We start from the raw sequence: 20,852 nt of genomic DNA, 5'->3' as shown, positions 1-20,852 counted from the left end.
CTCCCGAGGTGATAACATTGAACAATTTATTCGCTCGATTAAATTGCTAAGTTGAAATCTCAGGTAAATGGGGTGTCTCTGAAAAAGTAAAATCGTTTCGACCCTAGAGCTTAAAGCTGATACGAAAGAAGCAGTGGTTAGGAAAAAGGAGCCGTGAACTCGGCTCCTTTTTTAACTACATATTTATATATGACCATCTCAGTTTACATAATAAAATTACCGTCAACTTTATATTTTGATTTAATTATTATCTGCAGGTTCAAAATCAATGGTAAAGCTAGTATGTTTATGGGTAGAATCAACGTCGATTTTTCCGTTATGCTTTTCAATGATCTGTTTAACGACGGATAGCCCTAGCCCCGTACCTAACTCTTTTGTTGTTATAAACGGTTCAAAGATGTTTTCTAGTAAGTGGGTCGGGATCTCTTCTCCATTATTAGCAATAACCAATGAAATCGAGGTCTCCGTATGTGATAAGGTAATATCTATAACCCGCTCTCGATTGATGTGTGTGAGAACCTCGACCGCATTATTAATGATATTTAAGACAACCTGTTTTAACTCCTCGATAATGCCTTGTACTAAACAACCTTCATTAATATCAACGTTTACTGTAATTTGTTCATCTACAAAACGTGGATACATAAAGTCAATCATTTCTCTTACGATTTCAGACAAGTCGAATGTCTCAATCTCATCGTCATGTCTCTTTACTTTTGACAAATATAGAAATTCGTTGATTTTCTTTGTTAATTGCTCGATTTCACGATCAATAACCTGGAAATAAAAACGATTATCTTCATCCACTTTTCCATATTTTTGTTCTAGTAATGAGATAAAACCATGTATTGATGTTAGTGGATTGCGAAATTCATGGGCAAAACTCGACGCAATTTGTCCTAATACGGTCAAGCGATCAGAATGCATTTCTTGGATAAATTTATTTTTTTCATATATAATCGAATCCTTTTGTTTTGTATATTCCCTCACAGCATAATAAAGGTAAGAGTCAAACAATTCATTGACTATGAATATCCCTTCACTTATATCGTGGCGTGAAAGTAAGGAGTGGGATAGGGCATCAACGACTAACGAACGGCCTAAATTAATGTTATGAACAAATTCACTAATATTTACATTAGCTTGTATCCGTTCACTGGCAATTTTCTTGGTTAGTTCAATGATTTGATCGGTGTCGCGATGTTTAATATAGTCATAGACTAATTGAAATGTACGTTTCCCATTTTTAATAATCTCTTCGTAATAAGGGTCTCCCTCATGGATTCGCGCTTGTCCTAACCAGTGAGTTAATATTTGTTCTTCATTGGTTTTGAAGAACGCTGTAATACGTGCGAGTGCCGCTTCTTTCCACATAGGCGTGTCCATAAAAAACTCTCCCTTAATCCTTTACTGTACTACATTGTTAATAACCCTTAGTATAACAGAAAATGGTTGGGAATTGCCAGTTTTTTGGGGGTGTGATGGTATTCTATTTACTAAACGATACTAGTAAAAATAAAACAAGAAAAATTCCTCACTATGTTTAGGAGGAATTAGTAGAATGTGATAATGATTGGTGAGTTGAGCCAAGTGTTTGTTTATTTATGGAGGATAGAATGGAATATATTGTTTCAATCGTAGGTGTTCTAACCCCTAGTTCATGGCCCTTTCTAATAAAGTACCCACAAAGCGATTCAACCTCCATGACCTTACCCTTTTCTCGATCTTGGAGCATCGATGTTTTATGGTTACGAGCAATTTCTGAAGCTGAAAAAATTTGATAGACCCAATCTCTTTGCAGGTGAATCTCTAACCGGTCTGCAATCGTTAAAACTTCTGATAGAACAGCTTCTGCAGTCTTGCGTAATGGTCTATCGTCGAGAATATCTCCAACAGTGGCAAGTGAGGCTGCTGATAATGGATTAAATGTGGCATTCCATAATAGTTTTTCCCACTTTTTCACTATGATGGATTCAGAAATTTGATAGTCGATATTAGCCTCTGTTAATGCGTTTGCGAATGTAGGCACATGGTGCATACTAGCTTTTGAAGGGGCTCCGAAAATAATTGTTTGCAAAGGGTGCGCAGAGTAAATGACACCTGGTTTGTCAATAATTGCTGATATATACGTTAAACCTGAGACGATGCGGTTAGCACCGAGGATGTTAACGAGGGTCTCCTCATTGTCAACACCATTTTGTAGCGTCAGGATACCCGCATCTTCTTTTAAGAACGGACGTAATTTTTTTGCTGTCTCTTCTGTTTCTGTGGACTTAACGGTAAAGAATAATAAATCAGCAGTTTCTAACTCCTTGAAATCACTCGTAAACTTTCCGTTTATTGTAAATTGGTCTTGTGACGAGTGAACATGAAGACCAGACGTATTCATTGCTTCTAAATGTTTCCCTCTAGCGACAAAGGTAACGTCAAACCCTGCCCTTGAAAGCAATGCGCCGTAAAAACCACCAACGGCTCCTGCCCCAATTATGGCAATTTTCATTTTCGTCCCCCCTCTTTGTCAAGGCTCACTTGTTTGATCTTTTTTCAATCAATGAAATTGTTTCATAATGACTCGCTTCTAACCGTTGATTGAGCATCTGGTACATTCGATAGTAGGGAACGATCAAGGTTTTTTATCGAGTTCCGACCAGATAAAGCTAGTGTCAGGTCTGTATCGGCTATAATATTACGAATGGCATGCTTTACCCCTTCTTCACCACCGACAGCTAATCCATATACAAATGGTCTTCCAAGTAACACTGCAGAGGCACCTAAGGCACTCGCTTTTACAACATCCGAACCTCTACGAATCCCGCTATCTAGTAAAACGGGGATTTTCCCTCCAATCACATGACATATGCTCTCAAGCGCATCCAACGTGCTGATCTCACCATCAACCTGGCGACCTCCGTGGTTAGAAACGATGATACCGTCAACACCGTATTGTAGGGCTAATTCAGCATCACGAGGGTGGATAATACCTTTTAAAATGATTGGAAGGTCCCAATGTTTACGTAAGAAGGCAAGGTCTGACCATGTTAAACGGGCATTAGAAAATATCTTAAAGAAATATTCAATGGCTGCGCGCCTATCTTCTTGAGGAGATTTTTCTAACTTTGAACAAAACATAGGGTCAGATAAGTAGTTAGCAATGCCAATTCCTTGTAAAAAAGGTAAGTATGCTTGTTCTAAATCCTTTTCCCTCCAGCCGAGGATTGGTGTATCTAGCGTAACGACGAGTGCTGTATAGCCTGCACGTTTTGCCCGATGAAGCATACTAGCAGTGACATCCTCATCTTTACCCCAATATAGTTGATACCAGCGTGGTCCTTCCCCTATAACATCAGCAATTTCTTCCATCGTGTATGATGAGGCAGTACTTGTAATGTATGGGATATTCATGTTTGATGCAGCTTTAGCAGATGCAAGTTCGCCTTGATCATGAACGATCGATTGCACACCGACGGGCGCTAAAAGAATGGGTGTTTGAAAGGTCTGACCAAATAAAGTAACTGATAAATCCCGCTCGTCAACATCATTTAACATGCGTGGTTGTATTTTTTGCTTTGTGAATGCGTCCCGGTTTGCTTTCATAGTTTCTCCGCTGCCAGCCCCACCGGCTACATACCAAAATGGACCATCTTTTAACTTTTCTCTAGCAAGCTTTTCCCAGTCTTCAAATGCGACGGGGTATTGTTCCTCTTTCTCGACTGATGGTTGGGAGTAAATTTGGTGTTGGATGATATTTCCATAACCACTCATGACTTTCCCTCCAATTCGACTCTATTTTTTTACTCTAATAAATCCGGTTGTTCCTTCACGATTCGGTCCCACAAGGGTTGGAAGCTAAACCATCCTGCTAATTGAGAGCCCACTTGTTTCTTTGTTACTTTGGCATAGTCTTTATCAATTAAAACCGGTGCCCCTGCCGCTTCGGCCATTAATTGGGATTGGCACGAACGTTCCATCGTAATAAACCACCATGCGGCCTCATCAACACTTTTCCCTACTGTCAGTAAACCGTGATTTCGTAAGATCGCGGCTTTATGATTGCTAAGTGATTCGGCAATGCGTTTTCCCTCTTCCGTATCTAGGACAACACCAGTATAGTCATCAAATAGGACATGATCATCGTAAAACGCACATGCATCCTGAGTGATTGGGTCTAAAAGCCGTCCAAGTGTGGACCATGTTTTTCCGTAGACAGAGTGGGCATGTGCTGCAGCAATCACGTCGGGTCTAGCCGCATGAATTTGTGAATGAATCGCAAATGCAGCTCGATTGACAGGCTTATCCCCTTCTACGACATCACCATTATGGTTACATAAAATAAGGTCAGAAGCCTTAATCTGGCTAAAGTGCATACCAAACGGGTTTACCCAAAAGTGATTATCCTTTTCAGGGTCCCGCGCTGTAATATGGCCCGCAACCCCTTCATCAAATCCAAACTTGGAAAATAACCGAAAAGCACCGGCCAGTCGTTCTTTTAAATGCTGTCGTTCTTCTTCAACGGAATCAAACGTTGGCACCATATTTTTTAGAGACAAATCTTTTTCATATGACTTTGTCATACCATCCACCCTTTCTTATTCGATGAAATCTTCTTTTCTATTATACTAACCAGTCAGTATTAAATGACTAAAACAACTGTATAATTCATAATATAATGAAAATTCAAACATTACAAGGGTGGATTATCTCTTCTAGCAATGAGCGGAGCCGCTGCAGCTTTTTAAAAAGCCTACTAGGAGTGTTTTTCCTAGCAGGCAAACAGCGAGTGGAGCCATTGCAAAACCCTTTTTAAATACGCTTTATAGCATAGGCCCCCGACCCTCTATCGCTGGAGTCATTCCATCGTACGATGTGGTTAGAATTGATAGAGATTACGATATTTTTCACTAAGATATTGAACGAGATCGTCCGGGTTTATCCCTTCCCCTGTAATATCTTTTAGTATTTCTACTGGCGTTTTTAATTTGCCGAATTGGTGGACATGGTTGGTTAACCACTCTTGAAGCGGAGTAAGGTTTCCGTCAGTAATCAGTTGGTCATAATTGGGTAGATCCTTTTTCATCGCTGCTTGAAGCTGTGCTGCATAAATGTAGCCAAGGGCGTAGGATGGAAAATAACCAAACGAACCGTCAGACCAGTGGACATCCTGAAGAACACCTTCACCATCATGTGATGGACGAATGCCTAAATACTCCTCCATCTTATTGTTCCAGATCTCTGGTAAGTCCTTTACTTCAATTTCATCATTGATCAATGCTTTTTCGATTTCGTAACGAATGATAATATGCAAGGCATATGTCAGCTCATCGGCTTCAATTCGAATCAATGATGGACCGGCAACATTGATTGCTTGGTAAAACTCATCCTTACTCACTTGATCGAATTGACCGTTTGCATGAGTCTTTAGCCGTTCATAATTATGCTCCCAAAATCCCGGATGTCTACCAACAAAGTTTTCCCAAAATAATGATTGAGACTCATGAATCCCCATCGATGTTCCGTCGGCTAGCGGTGTCCCAATTAATGACTCTGAAATATTTTGTTCGTAAAGGGCATGACCACCCTCATGAATCGTCCCGAAAACTGCGGTGCGGAAGTCGTTTTCATCATATTTTGTCGTCACACGCACATCATTTGGGTTTAAACCAATAGCAAATGGGTGAACCGTTTCATCAAGTCGGCCAGCATTGAAGTCATAGTTCATTTGTCTTAAAATGTCCAAACTAAACGCTCGTTGTTGTTCCTTTGGGAAACGCTCGAACAAAAAGTCTGTTTTTGGCTGCTTGCTTTCGGTAACCCCCTTAACAAGCGGGATGAGTTGATCCCGTAGCTTTCCAAATACATCATCTAAAATGTCTACGGTCACACCAGGCTCGTAATCATCTAATAACGTATTATATTTATTCCCTTCATATCCCCAATAGTCGATAAAGCGTTTGATCGTTTCCACGATCTTTTCTAAGTAGGGCTGGAAAGCAGAAAAATCAGCCTTCTCCTTCGCCTCTTCCCACGCAGCCTCTGCTTTTGATTGCAGGATCACAAATTCTTTATACTCTTCTTCAGGGATTTTTGAATTGCGGTCAAATTCCTTTTGGCATTCGTCAAGGGTTTTGGTCGTGATTTCAGACAGGTGGTGCCTTGCTTCATCATTGTTTAACGTTTGTAGGAATTCAGCCATCTGATCTGACGTCGATTGTTTAAACACTTCGGTTGATAGTGTCCCAATCACCTGTGAACGCTGTTCAATTCCTTTTTTCGGGGCACCTGTACGTGAATCCCACGCAAGTAGAGCTAGGGCCTCACCGTAGTTTTCCATTTTTTGAACGTAGGTTAAAAAGTCTTTTTCTACCATTTTAACATCTGCCATGTTCGCACTTCCTTTCGGCTCATTCACTAAGTCATCTATGTATTAGTTATGGAATTGCTGTATTCATTATAACGAAGGTTCGACCTACATGGCTATTCATTCGTTTTATTTATCTGTGATTTTTGTTATCCTTGTAACGGAAGTGAATACACAGGAGGGGTTTTGTGAAATTTACAATTACCGATGAAGCGGCACGTTTTTATAAAGAAGAAATACCTTTACAACCTGGTGAGTCGTTACGTTTTTATGTGAGAGTCGGCGGAGTTGGATCAGGTGGGTTTTCAGTTGGTGTGATGAAGGAGCAACCAAGTGAATCATCATATATCATTGAAAAGCAAGACGCAAAGTTCTTTGTGACGGAGGATGATTTTTGGTACCTAGACGGAATGACGATCGATTATAATGACGATATGGATTTTGTAAGCTTTGAAAATTCAGCGATTGATGATCTAAATCACCCGGGTTCGTCATGACATTGTAACTAAGGAGCCGTTCGTTTAAGGTCAAACCATAGCGAAGGCTCCTTTTTGTTTTATTGTTTGGCTTCTTTTAGCTGTTCATCAATTCGATCAATGAGTTCAGAGGAAATTTCAAAGAATTGTTCATCGACACCGGTTTGGTGTGACAGTGCGTGTTGATATTGCTGTTTCGCTTGGTTTAATGCATCAGTTGCTGCGTGTAATTGATCTTCATCCATACTCATTGTCGCTTGTCCTACCATACGCTGGGCGGATTTTATTGCCATTTCTACTTGTTTTAGGTCGTTATAGCCGTATTGTGCACCATTATTTGTCATGATTACATCCCTCCTACTCTTATTATCATGACTAAAACATGCCTAAAATATTCTTATAAAAAATGTGACAGTCCTATTTGGTACTTTAACCTGTTTAGGACTGTCAAAATTCTCTATATAAGTAAACTTAACCAAACATGGAGTGTCCGCCATGTACAGAAATGACTTGGCCGGTGATCCAACCTGAATAAGGGGATAACAAAAGAGAATCGTACCTGTAATATCACAGCTGTGCCTAGTCGTTTTAACGGATATTGCTTAACTATTTTTTTACACCATTGTTAACCCACCGCTAACAGATAATGTTTGCCCTGTGACGTAGTCTGCTTCATCAGAGACAAAATAGGCAACAGCACCAGCAATATCGTCTGGTTGGGCCAATCGCCGGAAAGGAATGGCTTTCTCTAGGGCACCGACAAGACCTTCATTATAGGACCCGATTTCTTCAATTAGCGGTGTGTTACTCGGTCCAGGGGCAACACAATTCACATTGATTTTATGACGTGCCATTTCTCTAGCAAGTGTTTTAGTAAATGCCATCACGCCACCTTTGGCAGCAGAATAGACAGCCTCACCTGATGAACCGACTCGAGCGGCGTCAGAAGCAATATTTACGACTTTTCCGTACCCATTATCAATCATATGGGGCAAAATTTCTTTACATGTATGCACTTGACCCATCAAATTAATATCAACGATTCTTTTCCATGTGTCTGGCTCACTTTTTAAAAAGGGCTCAACCTTATCCCATCCGGCATTATTGACTAATACATCAACTTTGTTATACATACTGATCGACTCTTCGACAGCTGTTTTTACACGATCTAAACTCGAAACATCGCAATGGACAGCCATCGCTTCCCCTTCGTTTTGTTGGATCATTGCGACCGTCTCTTCTGCATTTTCGATATTGATGTCTGCCACGATAATTTTCATTGAACGCAAGGCTAGTAATTTAGCAATCTCTCTACCGATGCCGCTACCTGCTCCTGTGATAAATGCTACTCGTTTTTCCATTTCGACCCCTCCTCAAAGATTTTCATAGATGAATTATTGACTAAGCTTTTCCGAAATCATTTTTCGTAGGCGGAACTTCTGGATCTTTCCACTTGGTGTCCTTGGAAAGTCATCGACAATTTCCACTTTTTCCGGCCAATATTGTTTAGCCACGCCCTTTTTTGCTAAAAATTGTTTCAATGCATCAAGAGTAAGCGGTGTTTTTCCTTTTTCCATACTGATGAAGGCACACGCCTTTTCTTGTAAACGTTCGTCTGGCATCGCAACAATTTGGACGACGGATACATCTGGATGTTCATAGATAATGTTTTCAATATAGGCAACAGGGATGTTTTCACCGCCTCGAATGATAATGTCTTTATCGCGTCCCGTAATCCGAATGTACCCATCTTCATCCATCACCGCACGATCGCCAGTGACAAACCAATCCGCACTAAATTCGGCATTCGTTTTCTTCATTCGTTTTAAATAGCCAACAAATAAGGCAGGTCCTCGACAAAGTAAACTTCCTTCGGTGTTGGCTGGAACCGTTTCACCATCTTCATCAACGACTTTTAGTTCCATCACCGAAAATGGTTTACCATCAGTCGACGTTAGTTTTTCCTCGGTATCATTCGCAAGTGTTAGTGTGACTAACCCGTTTTCGGTTTGGCCCCAACCAGATAGAATCTGACCAGGGAGTTGCTCTGCTGCTTGCTTTACTAACGTTCGTGGGATCGGGGCTCCGATCGCTATAAAATACCGAAACGAGCTTAAATCATATTGTTCAATATCTTCTACCTGAAGTGTATCTTGTAAAAATGGTGTCGCCGCCGTAGTGAACGTAATCTTTTTTTTCTCAATTAATTCAATGAACTCTTTTGGGTTCCATACATCTTGATATACGGCTGTGCCTCCATGCATCACAGGTAATCGAACACCGTATAGAAAACCCGTCTGATGAGCAAAGGTGGAGGCCATAAATATCGTATCTTCAGAGGTTAATGATAAATGATCAATCCATAGGAGCGATGAAAGTGTAACCGTATTATGAGTGTGCATGACTCCCTTAGGTTCTCCGGTTGTACCTGATGTAAAGACGATCTCGGTGAGTTCATTTGGGTCTAGCGTGATATCGTCTAATAGCGCTGGATTTTTCTTCTCTTCCCATGGCACTTGAGTGAGAGAGTCGAATGATTTCATTCCAGATGGTACGTTTTCTCCAACTACATAGATGTGTTCCATATTCGGCCACTCAGGCATAAGTCGTTCGATCATTTCTGGATAGTTAAAACCACGGAATTCATCAGGAACAACAATCATTTTTGATTCAGCAAGCTTCACCATGAAACCGATTTCACGGTCGCGATAAATAGGGATCAGTGGGTTACTGATCGCACCGATTCTAGTTGCTGCAAAGTGTAAAATAACAAACTCATTCCAATTAGGGAGTTGAAAAGAGACGACATCTCCTTTTTTTAAACCGAGTTCAAGTAATCCAAGGGCAACACGGTCGACGAGCTTTCCTAGCTGTTCGTACGTATAGCGGCTTTTTTTATCAATAATCGCTACTTTGTCGGGGTCCTTTTCTATTGCTGTCCATAAATAATCTAGAATCGTTCGATTTGGCCAGTCAGACTCATAGGTTTTAAGGTACTCATCCGTTAAAATCGTTTCAAAACTCATCAAGTACATCTCCCCCTTTAATGTAAGACCTTCGTTTTACTTGCGGAACTTTGTAAAATCAACCGGTCGCTTTTCTATAAAAGCATTTCTGCCTTCTGCGGATTCATCTGTTTGATAAAACATCGATAGACTTGCCATCGCTAGCTGAGAAATGCCTTCGATATTGGCGGTGTCAGCGTTAAAGGAAGACTTAAGCATTTTAATGGCAGTTGGACTTTTTTCAACAATTTTTGCCGCCCATTCTTCTGCTGCTGCGAGCAGTTCACTTTGTGGGACGATTTTATTCACGAGCCCCATCTCTCTTGCTTCCTCAGCGCTATATTTTTCACATAAGTACCAAATTTCTCTTGCCTTTTTCTCGCCGACAATTCGAGCTAAGTAGGCCGTGCCAAGACCAGCATCATAGCTGCCCACCTTAGGTCCGCTTTGCCCAAAAATGGCATTTTCAGAGGCAATGGTTAGGTCACAGATGACATGAAGAACATGACCACCACCAATGGCATAGCCGTTAACGGCAGCGATAACAGGCTTTGGTATCGCTCGAATCGTATGATGCAGCCCTTCGATTTCAAGACCGATGCCACCTCCTAAACCACCGGAACCGTCGTAGCCACTATCGCCTTTATTCTTTTGATCGCCTCCTGTACAAAACGCTTTTTCACCTGCACCTGTTAAAATCACTGCACCAATTCGATTATCATCCCAAGCGTCTCTAAACGCTGCAATTAATTCTTTGACGGTTTGACCACGAAACGCATTGTACACTTCGGGACGATTGATCGTAATCGTGGCGATACCATTTTTCTTTTCATACATCACATCTGTTAGTTCCATATCAATTCCTCCTAGTTATGTTTTTTTGTCTTGACAATAACTCTTCCTCTAATCACTTCTTTGCCCGCTTCATTTAAGCAACGAATTTTTTCTGTAATCCAATCTCGTTCGGTGTTCACATTGGTGGTTTCGAGTTCCACGGTGATCGTGTTTCCAACTGAAACGGGGTGTAAGAAAATTAATTCTTTTTCTAAAATCACATAAGAATGACCGCTCATTTCTTTGCTAATCGCTTCACTAATTAAGGCCTCACATACAATGCCAGGAATGAGAGGTTCATGCTTAGAATTGCGTTTTTCATAAATCTGATTAAAATCAAATGTAAGCTCTTTCCATTGCACGACTTGTTGTTGGCTAATCGTTTTCTTTATTCGTGAAACTTTGCCTGTAAACACCCGATTCATCTCAACAAAGCTTCCACTTAATAAGGACGGAATTCTTTTCCGAATAGATCCCGTGCAATCACGAGTTGATTCACCTGGGCTGTGCCGTCCCCGATTTCTAAACCAATGACATCACGTAACCTTTGCTCAAGTGGCATTTCTTTTGTATACGCATAATGACCATTTAAGAGCATGCATTCATGAATCGCTTCTTGGCTATATTTAGGTCCAAGCCATTTCACTGATGATGCTTCACCGGAGTGCTTCAAGTCTTGATCACGTAACCAGAGCCCGCGATAGGCCTGCCATTTGATTAACTCTAGCTGGGTAGAATGAGTAACTATTGGAAACGATACGCCTTGAAACTTTGCCAATGGTTTTCCGAATGCATGCCTCGTCTTCACATGTTCAATCGTTTCATCGATGCTCTGCAATGCGGCACCGACGCACTGAAGCCCAATGAGTAGGCGGCTTAAGTCAAATCCATTCATGACCTGGATGAATCCATTGTTTTCAAGTCCGATCAGGTTTTCTTCTGGTACGTGTACATCGGATAAGTATAGTGAGCCTCTTCCAATCGGTACATTGCCCATATCGTCATAGCCTCGACATTCTACTCCGTCAAGCTCGGTAGGGATGACAAATGCACTGATCCCTTTACTTCCGGAGTGGATGTCAGTTTTTGCAAAGACTATAAAGGCATCTCCAATCGTTGCTACACTGATCCCGGACTTTTCGCCATTTATGACATAATGGCCTCCCTTTTTAACGGCAGTGGAACGGATCCCCGCAGCATCTGTCCCTGCTGAAGGCTCTGTAATGGCGATCCCAACAATACTTTCACCTGAGGCAATTTGCGGGAGCCATGTTTGTTTTAATTGTTCAGTCGCATGGTTGTTAATAATTTCTGAAACGAGAGCATTTAACATCACCGCGTACGTTAAGTTGAAATCTCCACGACCAATTTCTTCAGCGGCTATCCCGGTCGTTACGCAATCAGCCGCACTGCCCCCGAATTGTTCCGGAACGCGCAGACCATTGACACCTAATTCACCGAGCTTCTCCCAGAGATGTCTTGGATGTGTATGTTCTCTGTCCCAGGTTGTATAGTGTGGGAGCAGCTCATTCATTGAAAAGTTTCTTAACATGGAACGAAAGTCTTCTTGTTCCTCACTAAAAGAAAAACTTACCATTTTATCCCTCCTCACCTGTCTATATTGCAAGGACCATGCCAAGTGTAAATCCTGATCTAACAACGCTTTCATCGGAACATTTTCGCAATACAGATAATATTTCGAAATTCTGCAAATCTAATATGCGAATCGATACATATGACAATAAAAATAAGGAGCTGTCCAGACATGTATCAGACACCTAACTGAGGTGATAAGGTACATACCGGAAAGCCCCTTGGCGGTTTGTTAGTTATTAAAAGTCTGTTCGAATAGGCTGTTTTTCCTCCGTCTGAACAGACTTTTTAAACACGCTCTTTCAGCTTATATTTTGCAATTTTGCGGTAGAGACTAGCTAAATGAATGTTGAGCTTTTGAGAAGCGACTGATCGGTCTCCATCAGCTTCCTTTAATGCTTGTTTTATCGTTGTAATCTCGGCTTGTTCAACAGCTTTTTTGAGATCAAGTGTTAGAGGTGGCGGGTCATTTGGTTCGACAGATGGATGAGGAAGATTTATGACGGGAGATAAAAATAAACTTTCAGCTGTTAGCGTATCCCCCTCAACAATGTTCATGCCACGTTCAATAAACGCTTTTAGTTCACGAACATTTCCAGGCCAATCATAATTGACGATGCGTTCCTTCATATCCTCAGAAAGGGTTGTTACTTGCTTACCAATTTGTTTGTTGAAGGATTCAATGAAATGATCACATAAAGGGAGTATATCTTCTCTTCGCTGTCTTAAGGGTGGGATTCTTAGTTCAAATACGTATAAGCGGTAAAATAAATCTTGGCGGAATTCCCCCTCCTGCACAAGCGTATGTAAATCTCGGTTGGTTGCAGCGACAATACGAATGTCTACGTATTTACTCCCGACGCCACCAAGCCTCTCAACTTCACGCTCTTGGAGGACGCGTAATAATTTCCCCTGCGCCTGGTACGGGAGTTCAGAAATTTCGTCTAAAAACAGGGTTCCGTGTTGAGCTAGCTCAATTTTCCCTGGCTTTCCTCCCTTTTTTGCCCCGCTAAAGGCACCTGACTCGTAACCAAAGACTTCCGATTCAAATAGTTCATCTGGAATTGCTGCACAGTTAACCGCCACAAAGGGCTGTTTTTTCCTTGCACTTAATTGATGAATCGCCTGAGCAAAAAGCTCTTTCCCAGTTCCACTTTCACCTGTAATTAATACCGTGGAGTGGCTTGCTGCGATTCGGGCTGCCAATTCTTTCGTATGTGCCATGGACGGACTGCCTTCAATAATGTCGCCAAAAGTATAATGGTTGTTCGAAGTTGATTTTGTTGATCTATTCTTCGATTCAATCGCATTCATGAATGCATGGACTTCATAAAGGTTCACTTCATCTTCGCGGAAAATAACCGAGTAAATAAACGTGTTGTTTTGTTGGTGAATTCGTAGCAAGCAAGCATAGCCAAGCACCCTCGCAAAAATGACTTTCTTGCGTTTTCTTTCTGTAGGCCTAATCGCTGAGGTTTCTTTGAGGAGTTGTTGAATCTTAGTCCCAACGATTTCTTCCTTTTTAACTGAAAAATGGTCACAATAATCCGGGCTTGCTTCAAGAATGATACCTTTTTCATCAGCAGTCAGATAACCCCATGTTTCCACCGAGTTTGGTCTACTTTTGATTTCTTCCATGAAAACCACCTAATTACTTTCAGTTTCTAAAACGAGGATGACAACTTGCCCTTTAATCACTTCATTACCTTGTTGGTTAAAGCAAGTGACTTTTTGTGTAACCCAATTTCGTGCCTCATTGATATCAATCACTTCCAGTTCAGCGGTGATCTCATCACCAACATGAACGGGGTGATAATAAATTAGCTCTTTTTGTAGTAAAATGGAGGCACTGCCAGGAAGCTTTTGGCTAATTACTTGTGTAATTAAGCCTTCTGTAAGTAAACCTGGAACGATCGGCTTTTCATAATAACACTTCCACACGTTTTCGTTTACGTGATATACAGGACTAAAATCTTGAGTTAATTCATTACATAACTTCACGTCTGTTTCAGTAAAGGCTCGCCGGTGACTCGCCACTTGCCCAATAAACATATCATTAATTGTTATACTCATAGCATCCTACCTTTTGTTAATTATTTTAAATATTTAAAATATTCAGCAGTCACATAATTCAACTATAACGTGATTGTTTTCGAAATTCAATAGTTATTCAGGTTAACACTATTGCAAGTCTTTTTAATAAAAAGGAAGCTGTCCCAGGTACGGAACAGTCACCTCATGTACAATGGAACATGTATTGATTGTACTTATAAGGTGAGCAGTCACTAATGGGACAGCTCCTTATTTTTACTATCAATTGTTGATTGAATCAGGTCTAGGTGTTCAAAAGCGGATCCTGTTCCGACCGCAACGCAATCAAGTGGTGATTCAGAAACATGGACCGGAATTAAAATTTCATCACTAATTAAAGTGTTCAATCGTCTCAAAAGGGCTCCTCCACCTGCTAGCACAACCCCTTGGTCGATGACATCTGAAGCCAATTCCGGAGGGATTTTTTCTAAGGTATTTTTGACAATTTCAACGATTGCATTCGTAATCACAATGAGTGCTTCGTAAATATCGGTAGATGAAACAGATACAATTTTTGGTAACCCTGTCACTAAATCAAGGCCTCTAATTTCTTTATATTCATCTTTATCTGGTTTCATCGCACTGCCAATTTCGATCTTTAACGTTTCGGCTGTTTGCTTTCCGATCCAAATGTTATATTTTTTCTTTACATGTTGAATAATCGCTTCATCCATATCATCGCCTGCAATTCGTAATGATGAGCTCGTGACAATGCCACCGTAAGAAAGGACACCAACTTCTGTTGAACCTCCGCCAATATCAATCACCATGCTACCGTTTGGCTCCCAAACAGGAAGTGAGGCCCCCATGGCAGCTGCGAATGGTTCTTCAATTGTATAGACGTTGTGAGCCCCTGCTTGTTTAGCAGCTTCATGGATGGCCCGTTTTTCTACTGGTGTCGTACCAACAGGGACACAAATCATGACATTCGACTTTCGCCAATTCATAACGTTCAATAGCTTCCCTTTATTCTCAAATGCTTTTTTCATAAAATAACGTATCATCGTTGCGGCAGTGTCGTAATCGGCAATGACACCGGATTGCATCGGTCGGACGGAAACAATATGGGATGAAGTACGGTCCGTTAATTGTTTTGCTTTTAAACCGATGGCCTCAACCGTTCCGGTATGCATATTTTTGGCCACGATCGATGGTTCACGTACGACAATACCGTTGCCTTTGACGTACACCAATGTGTTTGCTGTCCCTAAATCGATACCTATGTTATATCTCCCAAACATATCATTTCCCCTTACCTATTAAATTGTTTTAAACCTCTTGGTAAGATCTAAAATCACTTCATTTTATGTTTTATATGGGAAATAAAGAATAATTTCCTTGTTTATTTGTGTTTTCTTTTTCGGTAAAAAGTGACATTCCAAGTATTAAGCTTGTCTCGATGATTTGTACAATAAATATAATTCCTCCTAAAAAAGTAAGGCAGTCATATTGTATGGAGGAATTTTTAAAAAATAATAGGTGAATATTGTTAAAAGGAGGACAAAAAGAACCGCCAGCTAAAGTCGCAACGTCCTGTGTGTCGAACGTTTAAGAGGTGTAGCTAGGAGCCGCAGAACGTATACTAATTATCGCACGAGCAAGCATACGAAGAACATCGACAGTCATCTTTATCGGATTTTTTGAACACCCTTTACAAAGGGAAACGTTCACCATTTACCAACGAAGCCTCATCACAAGACGACAACAGTGCATACCGTTTACCTCCTGATTCATTTCAAAGGTAACAAGATCTGGGTTAAAAGATGTTTTGACCTCTGTTGGAATGCCGACCTCTTTAATCAGACGATCAACCTCATCGAAATCCGATCGCTGGGCAGCATCCATGATTTGATGAGAGAATTCCCGGTCATTTGAAATCGCGGTTGTTAGCCTACTAGCACTGTCAAGCAATTGCTGGGACGCTGAGGCGGAGTCCATAAATGATGAAGGATCAACGTCTGGGAAGGGACGTTTCCTACGACGATTTTGGTTATAAATCGGATCATACCTTATTACCTGTGGATGGAAGCACATACGTGTAGCAGGGAGATACATCGAAGGCAGAGCGAACGGATATAGATAATAACCATACATAGCGAATCTCCTCCTGTTTCTTACGATAGTTCACTTTATGTATCAAAGCATATCCATGTTCATCATGATTAACATTGTTTATTTTGAGGATTGTTTGACCTAAAAAAGAGTCACTTCAAAAGGTGCATACCTTTGAAGTGACTCTTTTATTTCGGTTACTTTTTCGGAGGCCTTGGCCCCCAATATTGGTAATAGTCTGTTTTGATATTTCCGTTGTAAAGTTTCCGTTTCTTTGTAGCTTTCTTACCGTAAAGATTTTCAAATCCCTCATGTGAGGTAAGAACATAGAATGACCATGTATCAAGTCGCTTAAAATTTTCACCCATATCTTGATACATTTGTTCAACTTGTTCACGTTCTCCAAGCCGTTCTCCGTAAGGCGGATTCGCAACAAGGCATCCATATTCTAAATTGGTTCGAAAGTCTTTTACTTGCATTTGCTTATATTGAATTAGATCTCCTAAACCAGCTTCCATTGAATTGTTCTTTGCTAATTCAACCATTTTGTGGTCAATATCTGAACCAAAAATTTGCAATGGCTGATCGTAGTTCGCAAGGTCTTCTACCTCTTGACGGGCTTTGTTCCAACGGTCATCCCCAATCCAGCTCCAGTCTTCAGAGACAAATTCTCTATTGAAGCCAGGGGCGATATTCTGACCAATAAGTGCAGCTTCAATTGGAAGCGTCCCTGACCCACAAAACGGATCTGCAAGTGGTCGGTCTGGATGCCAATTTGTGAGCTTAATCATCGCTGCAGCTAACGTTTCCTTTAATGGGGCTTGACTATGTAAATAGCGGTAGCCACGTTTATGTAATCCAGTACCAGTTGTATCAATGGTTAATGTGGCAACATCTTTATGAAGAGCAACTTCAATACGGTATAGTGCACCATCTTCTTTGAACCAGTCTGTTTTATACCGTTTCTTCATACTTTCAACGACTGCTTTCTTTACGATCGCTTGACAGTCAGACACACTAAATAATTTTGATTTTACAGAACGACCGATAACTGGAAATTCGCCATTCTCCGGAATAAGATCTGCCCATGGTAATTTTTTTGTTTTCTCGAATAGTTCATCAAACGTAAAGGCTTTAAATTCACCGACCTTTAGCTTGACTCGATCAGCTGTTCGTAACCATAAATTTGAGCGACATATAGCGCTTTCGTCTGCTTCATATGTAACTTTTCCATTGTCAACTTGAACATTTTCATATCCTAAATCGCGTACTTCTTGTGCAACTAATGCTTCAAGTCCCATTGTTGCGGTTGCTATTAACGTAACTTTTCCCATGTGTAAACTCCTTGTTATTCGATTCCATTTTAAACATGCTTCCCCTATTATAATCGTTCTATGTAGTGAATACAAACGGTGCTTTTAAGGCAAATAAAAAAGCCCTTTACGGATAAGGGCTTGCTGTAATCATAATCATAAAAAGCGCTCGATAAGCCATGTTTTGTCCCATCGTACTACAAACGGAATGACCCTCGTACTCCGGTGGCAATCATCTGTCTACAGGTGAAATGGATCACCTGTCCTTCTGTCTTCGTTGAGTTCCGTCAAGAAGGTGCCCCTACCAAATTTTGGGTTTCTCGCTCGAGGGGTTTACCTCGTTCCACCTCTTTCATTTCTGAAAGAGCTACGTCACTGTGGCACTTTCAAAGGATTCACACCATATCGGAATGACTTAGGTGCTTTCCTTGCCGTTAGTTCAGTTGAAACCGAACTACCCTAGCTTATTATTTCGCTAGGCACGAACACTACGACCATCTCAGGTCGTGCGAGCATGGACTTTCCTCTACATCAAAAGATGCAGCGATTACCTGAACGCTTTACGCTTATGATTAAAGACATATTCTATTATAACGATTACACTCACATTAAGCAAGTGGTAATTTCTGTTGTAAGTCTACAAGATAAAACTCGATAAATAACGTTCGATAAGCCATGTTTTGTCCCATCGTACTACAAACGGAATGACCCTCGTACTCCGGTGGCAATCATCTGTCTACAGGTGAAACCGATCACCTGTCCTTCTGTCTTCGTTGAATTCCGTCAAGAAGGTGCCCCTACCAAATTTGGGTTTCTCGCTCGAGGGGTTTACCTCGTTCCACCTCCTCCATTTCTGAAGGAGCTACGTCACTGTGGCACTTTCAAAGGATTCACACCATATCGGAATGACTTAGGTGCTTTCCTTGCCGTTAGTTCAGTCGAAACCGAACTACCCTAGCTTATTGTTTCGCTAGGCACGAACACTACGACCATCTCAGGTCGTGCGAGCATGGACTTTCCTCTACATCAAAAGATGTAGCGATTACCTGAACGTTATTAAATTTTATCTCTCGCTGTTGACAATAGTAAGTATAGCTTAGAGTTCTACGTAAGTTCAAGCGGGAATTGTTTCCATTCACTTACTCAGTGGTTTGATTTAATTGGATCGCACGTTTTGATAACTCGTCCGCTCGGTTTTGTTTACTTGGTACCCATTTCATAAAAAAGAGTTCGAGTTGCTCAATTTTTGCTAATGCTTCATCAAGCAGAGGTTTGTAGGTTTGGTTCTTTACATAACGCTTTTCTATCGCTGCGTCAATTAATTGTGAATCGGTACGAAACGAAACGGTCGTTATCCCTTCATGTATGCAAATGTCTAGAGCATGTAATAACGCGTAGTATTCCGCTTCATGGTTAGACATCGTACCTAATGGAATCGTATGGCGGTTGACTTCGCCATTTTCTCTTTTGATAAAGATCCCTGCCCCTGAAGGTCCAGGATTCCCGGCACTTGCCCCATCGATATATACTTCAACCAATAACAATCTCCTCCAATTTATTGCCTATTTAATCTAGACACGACGATAAAAGGTCGTACACTTTGCTAAGCGAAAAAGGTGTTTACCTTTTTGGGTAACACCTTCTCTGCTTAATCATAGCATGTGCTATGTCGTAATGAAAGATTATAAGAGACCGTTCAACGAGTCTGTTCAAAAAAAGGGAATCCCCCCTATTTTGAACAGACACTATAATAATTTACTTAAGAAGGATTGAGTTCGTGGGTGTTGAGGATTTTCGAAAATTTGTTCCGGTGTACCTTCTTCCATAAAAATGCCTTCATCAATGAAAAATACGCGGTCCCCAACTTCCCTGGCAAACCCCATTTCATGGGTGACGACGACCATCGTCATGCCCTCTTCGGCTAATTCTTTCATGACATCGAGGACATCACCGACTAATTCCGGGTCAAGTGCTGAGGTCGGTTCATCAAACAACATGACCTTTGGATTCATCGCTAGCGCTCTTGCAATAGCGACCCGTTGTTTTTGTCCACCAGAAAGGCTTTCAGGATATACGCCAGCTTTATCTGCTAAACCTACTTTCGCGAGTAACGGCTTCGCTATTTCTTCAGCTTTTCCCTTTGTCATCTTCTTTACTTTTAGTAATGCTAACGTAATGTTGTCCAACACAGTCATATGAGGAAACAGGTTGAAATGTTGAAACACCATTCCGACCCGTGATCTGACATCATTAATATCTACTTTAGGGTCCGTTAAATCACTACCATCGACAATAATTTGGCCTGATGTCATGTCCTCAAGTAAATTTAAACAGCGCAAGAATGTGCTCTTTCCTGAACCTGAGGGGCCGATAACACAGACGACCTCTTTTTCATGGATTTCAGTTGTAATTCCTTTTAAAACCTCTGTATCACCAAAAGATTTACGTAAATCTTTAACTTTTATCATACATCTAACCTCCGTTCAATATAGCGTAATAACAACATCGATGGAATGGTAATAATAAGGTACATGACACCGATCATAAAATAAGGTTCAAAATACGTAAATGTTGTACTTGCATATTGACGACCTTGGTAAAGAACTTCAGCAACCGCGATAACGGAAAATAATGACGTATCTTTCAAGCTGATAATAAATTGATTGCCTAGCGGGGGGATCATTCGTTTAAATGCTTGTGGCCAAATGATGTAACGCATCGTTTGTGTTGGTGTTAAGCCGAGTGAACGCCCGGCCTCCCGTTGCCCTTTGTTGATGGATTGAACACCACCACGGACGATTTCGGCTATATATGCACCAGCGTTCAGAGCGATAGCGATAATCGATGCAGTAATTTTATCAAGATTAATACCAAATAAATCCGACAGACCAAAGTAAATAAATAATATTTGCACGAGTATCGGTGTTCCTCGAATAACTTCAATATATACGGTAGCAATCCCATAAATGAGCTTATTTTTTGAAAGCCTGGCAATCCCGGTGAATGCACCAAGGACAAAGCCAATCGCTACCCCAACGATCGTAATTAGTAATGTCAGTTTGATTCCTTCGTATAAATAGGGGAGTACATTGATAAAGTGGTTAGCCATCGTTTCACCTCTAATCATTGTATA

20 protein-coding genes and 2 other RNA genes are annotated in these 20,852 nt (G+C 41.0%); 1 reads left to right on the top strand and 21 read right to left on the bottom strand.

Features of this window, described 5'->3' with window-relative positions:
* Positions 1-240 precede the first annotated feature (240 nt).
* From KH400_RS05645 to KH400_RS05625, 5 genes are all read right to left on the bottom strand, one after another.
* Positions 241-1,386: a histidine kinase N-terminal domain-containing protein gene (locus KH400_RS05645; RefSeq protein WP_217222785.1), complete on the bottom strand. Its 1,146-nt coding sequence runs from the start codon at positions 1,384-1,386 to the stop codon at positions 241-243.
* 157 nt (positions 1,387-1,543) lie between these two features.
* On the bottom strand, positions 1,544-2,500 hold the full coding sequence (locus KH400_RS05640) for a ketopantoate reductase family protein (RefSeq protein WP_217222783.1): 957 nt from the start codon (positions 2,498-2,500) through the stop codon (positions 1,544-1,546).
* Between the two features lie 62 nt (positions 2,501-2,562).
* A complete protein-coding gene (locus tag KH400_RS05635) occupies positions 2,563-3,762 on the bottom strand; it encodes a lactate 2-monooxygenase (protein ID WP_217222780.1) in 1,200 nt (399 codons plus the stop codon).
* Between the two features lie 29 nt (positions 3,763-3,791).
* Positions 3,792-4,571: a class II aldolase/adducin family protein gene (locus KH400_RS05630; RefSeq protein ID WP_246589396.1), complete on the bottom strand. Its 780-nt coding sequence runs from the start codon at positions 4,569-4,571 to the stop codon at positions 3,792-3,794.
* Between the two features lie 296 nt (positions 4,572-4,867).
* Entirely contained in the window at positions 4,868-6,379 is a 1,512-nt protein-coding gene (locus tag KH400_RS05625) for a carboxypeptidase M32 (RefSeq protein WP_217222778.1), read from the bottom strand.
* Positions 6,380-6,543: 164 nt separating this feature from the next.
* Between KH400_RS05625 and KH400_RS05620 the strand changes: the two genes are divergently transcribed.
* A complete protein-coding gene (locus KH400_RS05620; RefSeq protein ID WP_217222776.1) occupies positions 6,544-6,852 on the top strand; it encodes an iron-sulfur cluster biosynthesis family protein in 309 nt (102 codons plus the stop codon).
* A gap of 59 nt (positions 6,853-6,911) precedes the next feature.
* Here KH400_RS05620 and KH400_RS05615 read toward each other — a convergent pair whose 3' ends face one another.
* The 16 genes from KH400_RS05615 to KH400_RS05540 form a co-directional block, all read right to left on the bottom strand.
* A complete protein-coding gene (locus KH400_RS05615) occupies positions 6,912-7,175 on the bottom strand; it encodes a DUF2564 family protein (RefSeq protein ID WP_217222774.1) in 264 nt (87 codons plus the stop codon).
* A 270-nt stretch (positions 7,176-7,445) separates the two neighbouring features.
* Complete coding sequence (locus KH400_RS05610; RefSeq protein ID WP_217222773.1) at positions 7,446-8,192, bottom strand: SDR family NAD(P)-dependent oxidoreductase; 747 nt, start codon at positions 8,190-8,192, stop codon at positions 7,446-7,448.
* A 33-nt stretch (positions 8,193-8,225) separates the two neighbouring features.
* On the bottom strand, positions 8,226-9,857 hold the full coding sequence (locus KH400_RS05605) for an AMP-binding protein (protein ID WP_217223125.1): 1,632 nt from the start codon (positions 9,855-9,857) through the stop codon (positions 8,226-8,228).
* A 36-nt stretch (positions 9,858-9,893) separates the two neighbouring features.
* A complete protein-coding gene (gene menB / locus KH400_RS05600) occupies positions 9,894-10,691 on the bottom strand; it encodes a 1,4-dihydroxy-2-naphthoyl-CoA synthase (protein ID WP_217222771.1) in 798 nt (265 codons plus the stop codon).
* A gap of 11 nt (positions 10,692-10,702) precedes the next feature.
* The gene (locus KH400_RS05595; RefSeq protein WP_217222769.1) at positions 10,703-11,095 is read right to left on the bottom strand and encodes a hotdog family protein; all 393 of its coding nucleotides are present in this window, start codon (positions 11,093-11,095) and stop codon (positions 10,703-10,705) included.
* Between the two features lie 17 nt (positions 11,096-11,112).
* Positions 11,113-12,267 carry an acyl-CoA dehydrogenase family protein gene (locus tag KH400_RS05590; RefSeq protein ID WP_217222767.1) on the bottom strand — a complete coding sequence of 385 codons (1,155 nt, stop codon included), beginning with the start codon at positions 12,265-12,267 and terminating at the stop codon, positions 11,113-11,115.
* Between the two features lie 284 nt (positions 12,268-12,551).
* Positions 12,552-13,901: a sigma-54 interaction domain-containing protein gene (locus KH400_RS05585; protein WP_217222765.1), complete on the bottom strand. Its 1,350-nt coding sequence runs from the start codon at positions 13,899-13,901 to the stop codon at positions 12,552-12,554.
* 9 nt (positions 13,902-13,910) lie between these two features.
* Entirely contained in the window at positions 13,911-14,336 is a 426-nt protein-coding gene (locus tag KH400_RS05580) for a hotdog family protein (protein ID WP_217222763.1), read from the bottom strand.
* A 212-nt stretch (positions 14,337-14,548) separates the two neighbouring features.
* Positions 14,549-15,595, bottom strand: a complete 1,047-nt coding sequence (locus KH400_RS05575) for a rod shape-determining protein (RefSeq protein ID WP_217222761.1) — start codon at positions 15,593-15,595, stop codon at positions 14,549-14,551.
* A gap of 433 nt (positions 15,596-16,028) precedes the next feature.
* Positions 16,029-16,448 carry a YuzC family spore coat inner layer protein gene (locus KH400_RS05570; RefSeq protein WP_217222759.1) on the bottom strand — a complete coding sequence of 140 codons (420 nt, stop codon included), beginning with the start codon at positions 16,446-16,448 and terminating at the stop codon, positions 16,029-16,031.
* A 155-nt stretch (positions 16,449-16,603) separates the two neighbouring features.
* Positions 16,604-17,740: a THUMP domain-containing class I SAM-dependent RNA methyltransferase gene (locus KH400_RS05565; protein WP_217222758.1), complete on the bottom strand. Its 1,137-nt coding sequence runs from the start codon at positions 17,738-17,740 to the stop codon at positions 16,604-16,606.
* Between the two features lie 147 nt (positions 17,741-17,887).
* Positions 17,888-18,278: RNase P RNA component class B (rnpB, locus tag KH400_RS05560), an RNA gene on the bottom strand.
* Between the two features lie 105 nt (positions 18,279-18,383).
* An RNA gene (rnpB, locus tag KH400_RS05555) (RNase P RNA component class B) lies at positions 18,384-18,773 on the bottom strand.
* 85 nt (positions 18,774-18,858) lie between these two features.
* A complete protein-coding gene (locus KH400_RS05550) occupies positions 18,859-19,257 on the bottom strand; it encodes a reverse transcriptase-like protein (RefSeq protein WP_217222756.1) in 399 nt (132 codons plus the stop codon).
* Between the two features lie 207 nt (positions 19,258-19,464).
* Positions 19,465-20,187, bottom strand: a complete 723-nt coding sequence (locus tag KH400_RS05545) for an amino acid ABC transporter ATP-binding protein (protein ID WP_217222754.1) — start codon at positions 20,185-20,187, stop codon at positions 19,465-19,467.
* The gene (locus KH400_RS05540) at positions 20,184-20,846 is read right to left on the bottom strand and encodes an amino acid ABC transporter permease (RefSeq protein ID WP_246589395.1); all 663 of its coding nucleotides are present in this window, start codon (positions 20,844-20,846) and stop codon (positions 20,184-20,186) included. The genes KH400_RS05545 and KH400_RS05540 overlap by 4 nt, the downstream gene beginning before the upstream one ends.
* Positions 20,847-20,852: the final 6 nt, after the last annotated feature.

The organism is Desertibacillus haloalkaliphilus (assembly GCF_019039105.1).
Classification (GTDB): domain Bacteria; phylum Bacillota; class Bacilli; order Bacillales; family KJ1-10-99; genus Desertibacillus; species Desertibacillus haloalkaliphilus.
The sequence above is the reverse complement of the archived record's forward strand: the minus strand, read 5'-3'. Positions and strand labels throughout refer to the sequence as shown.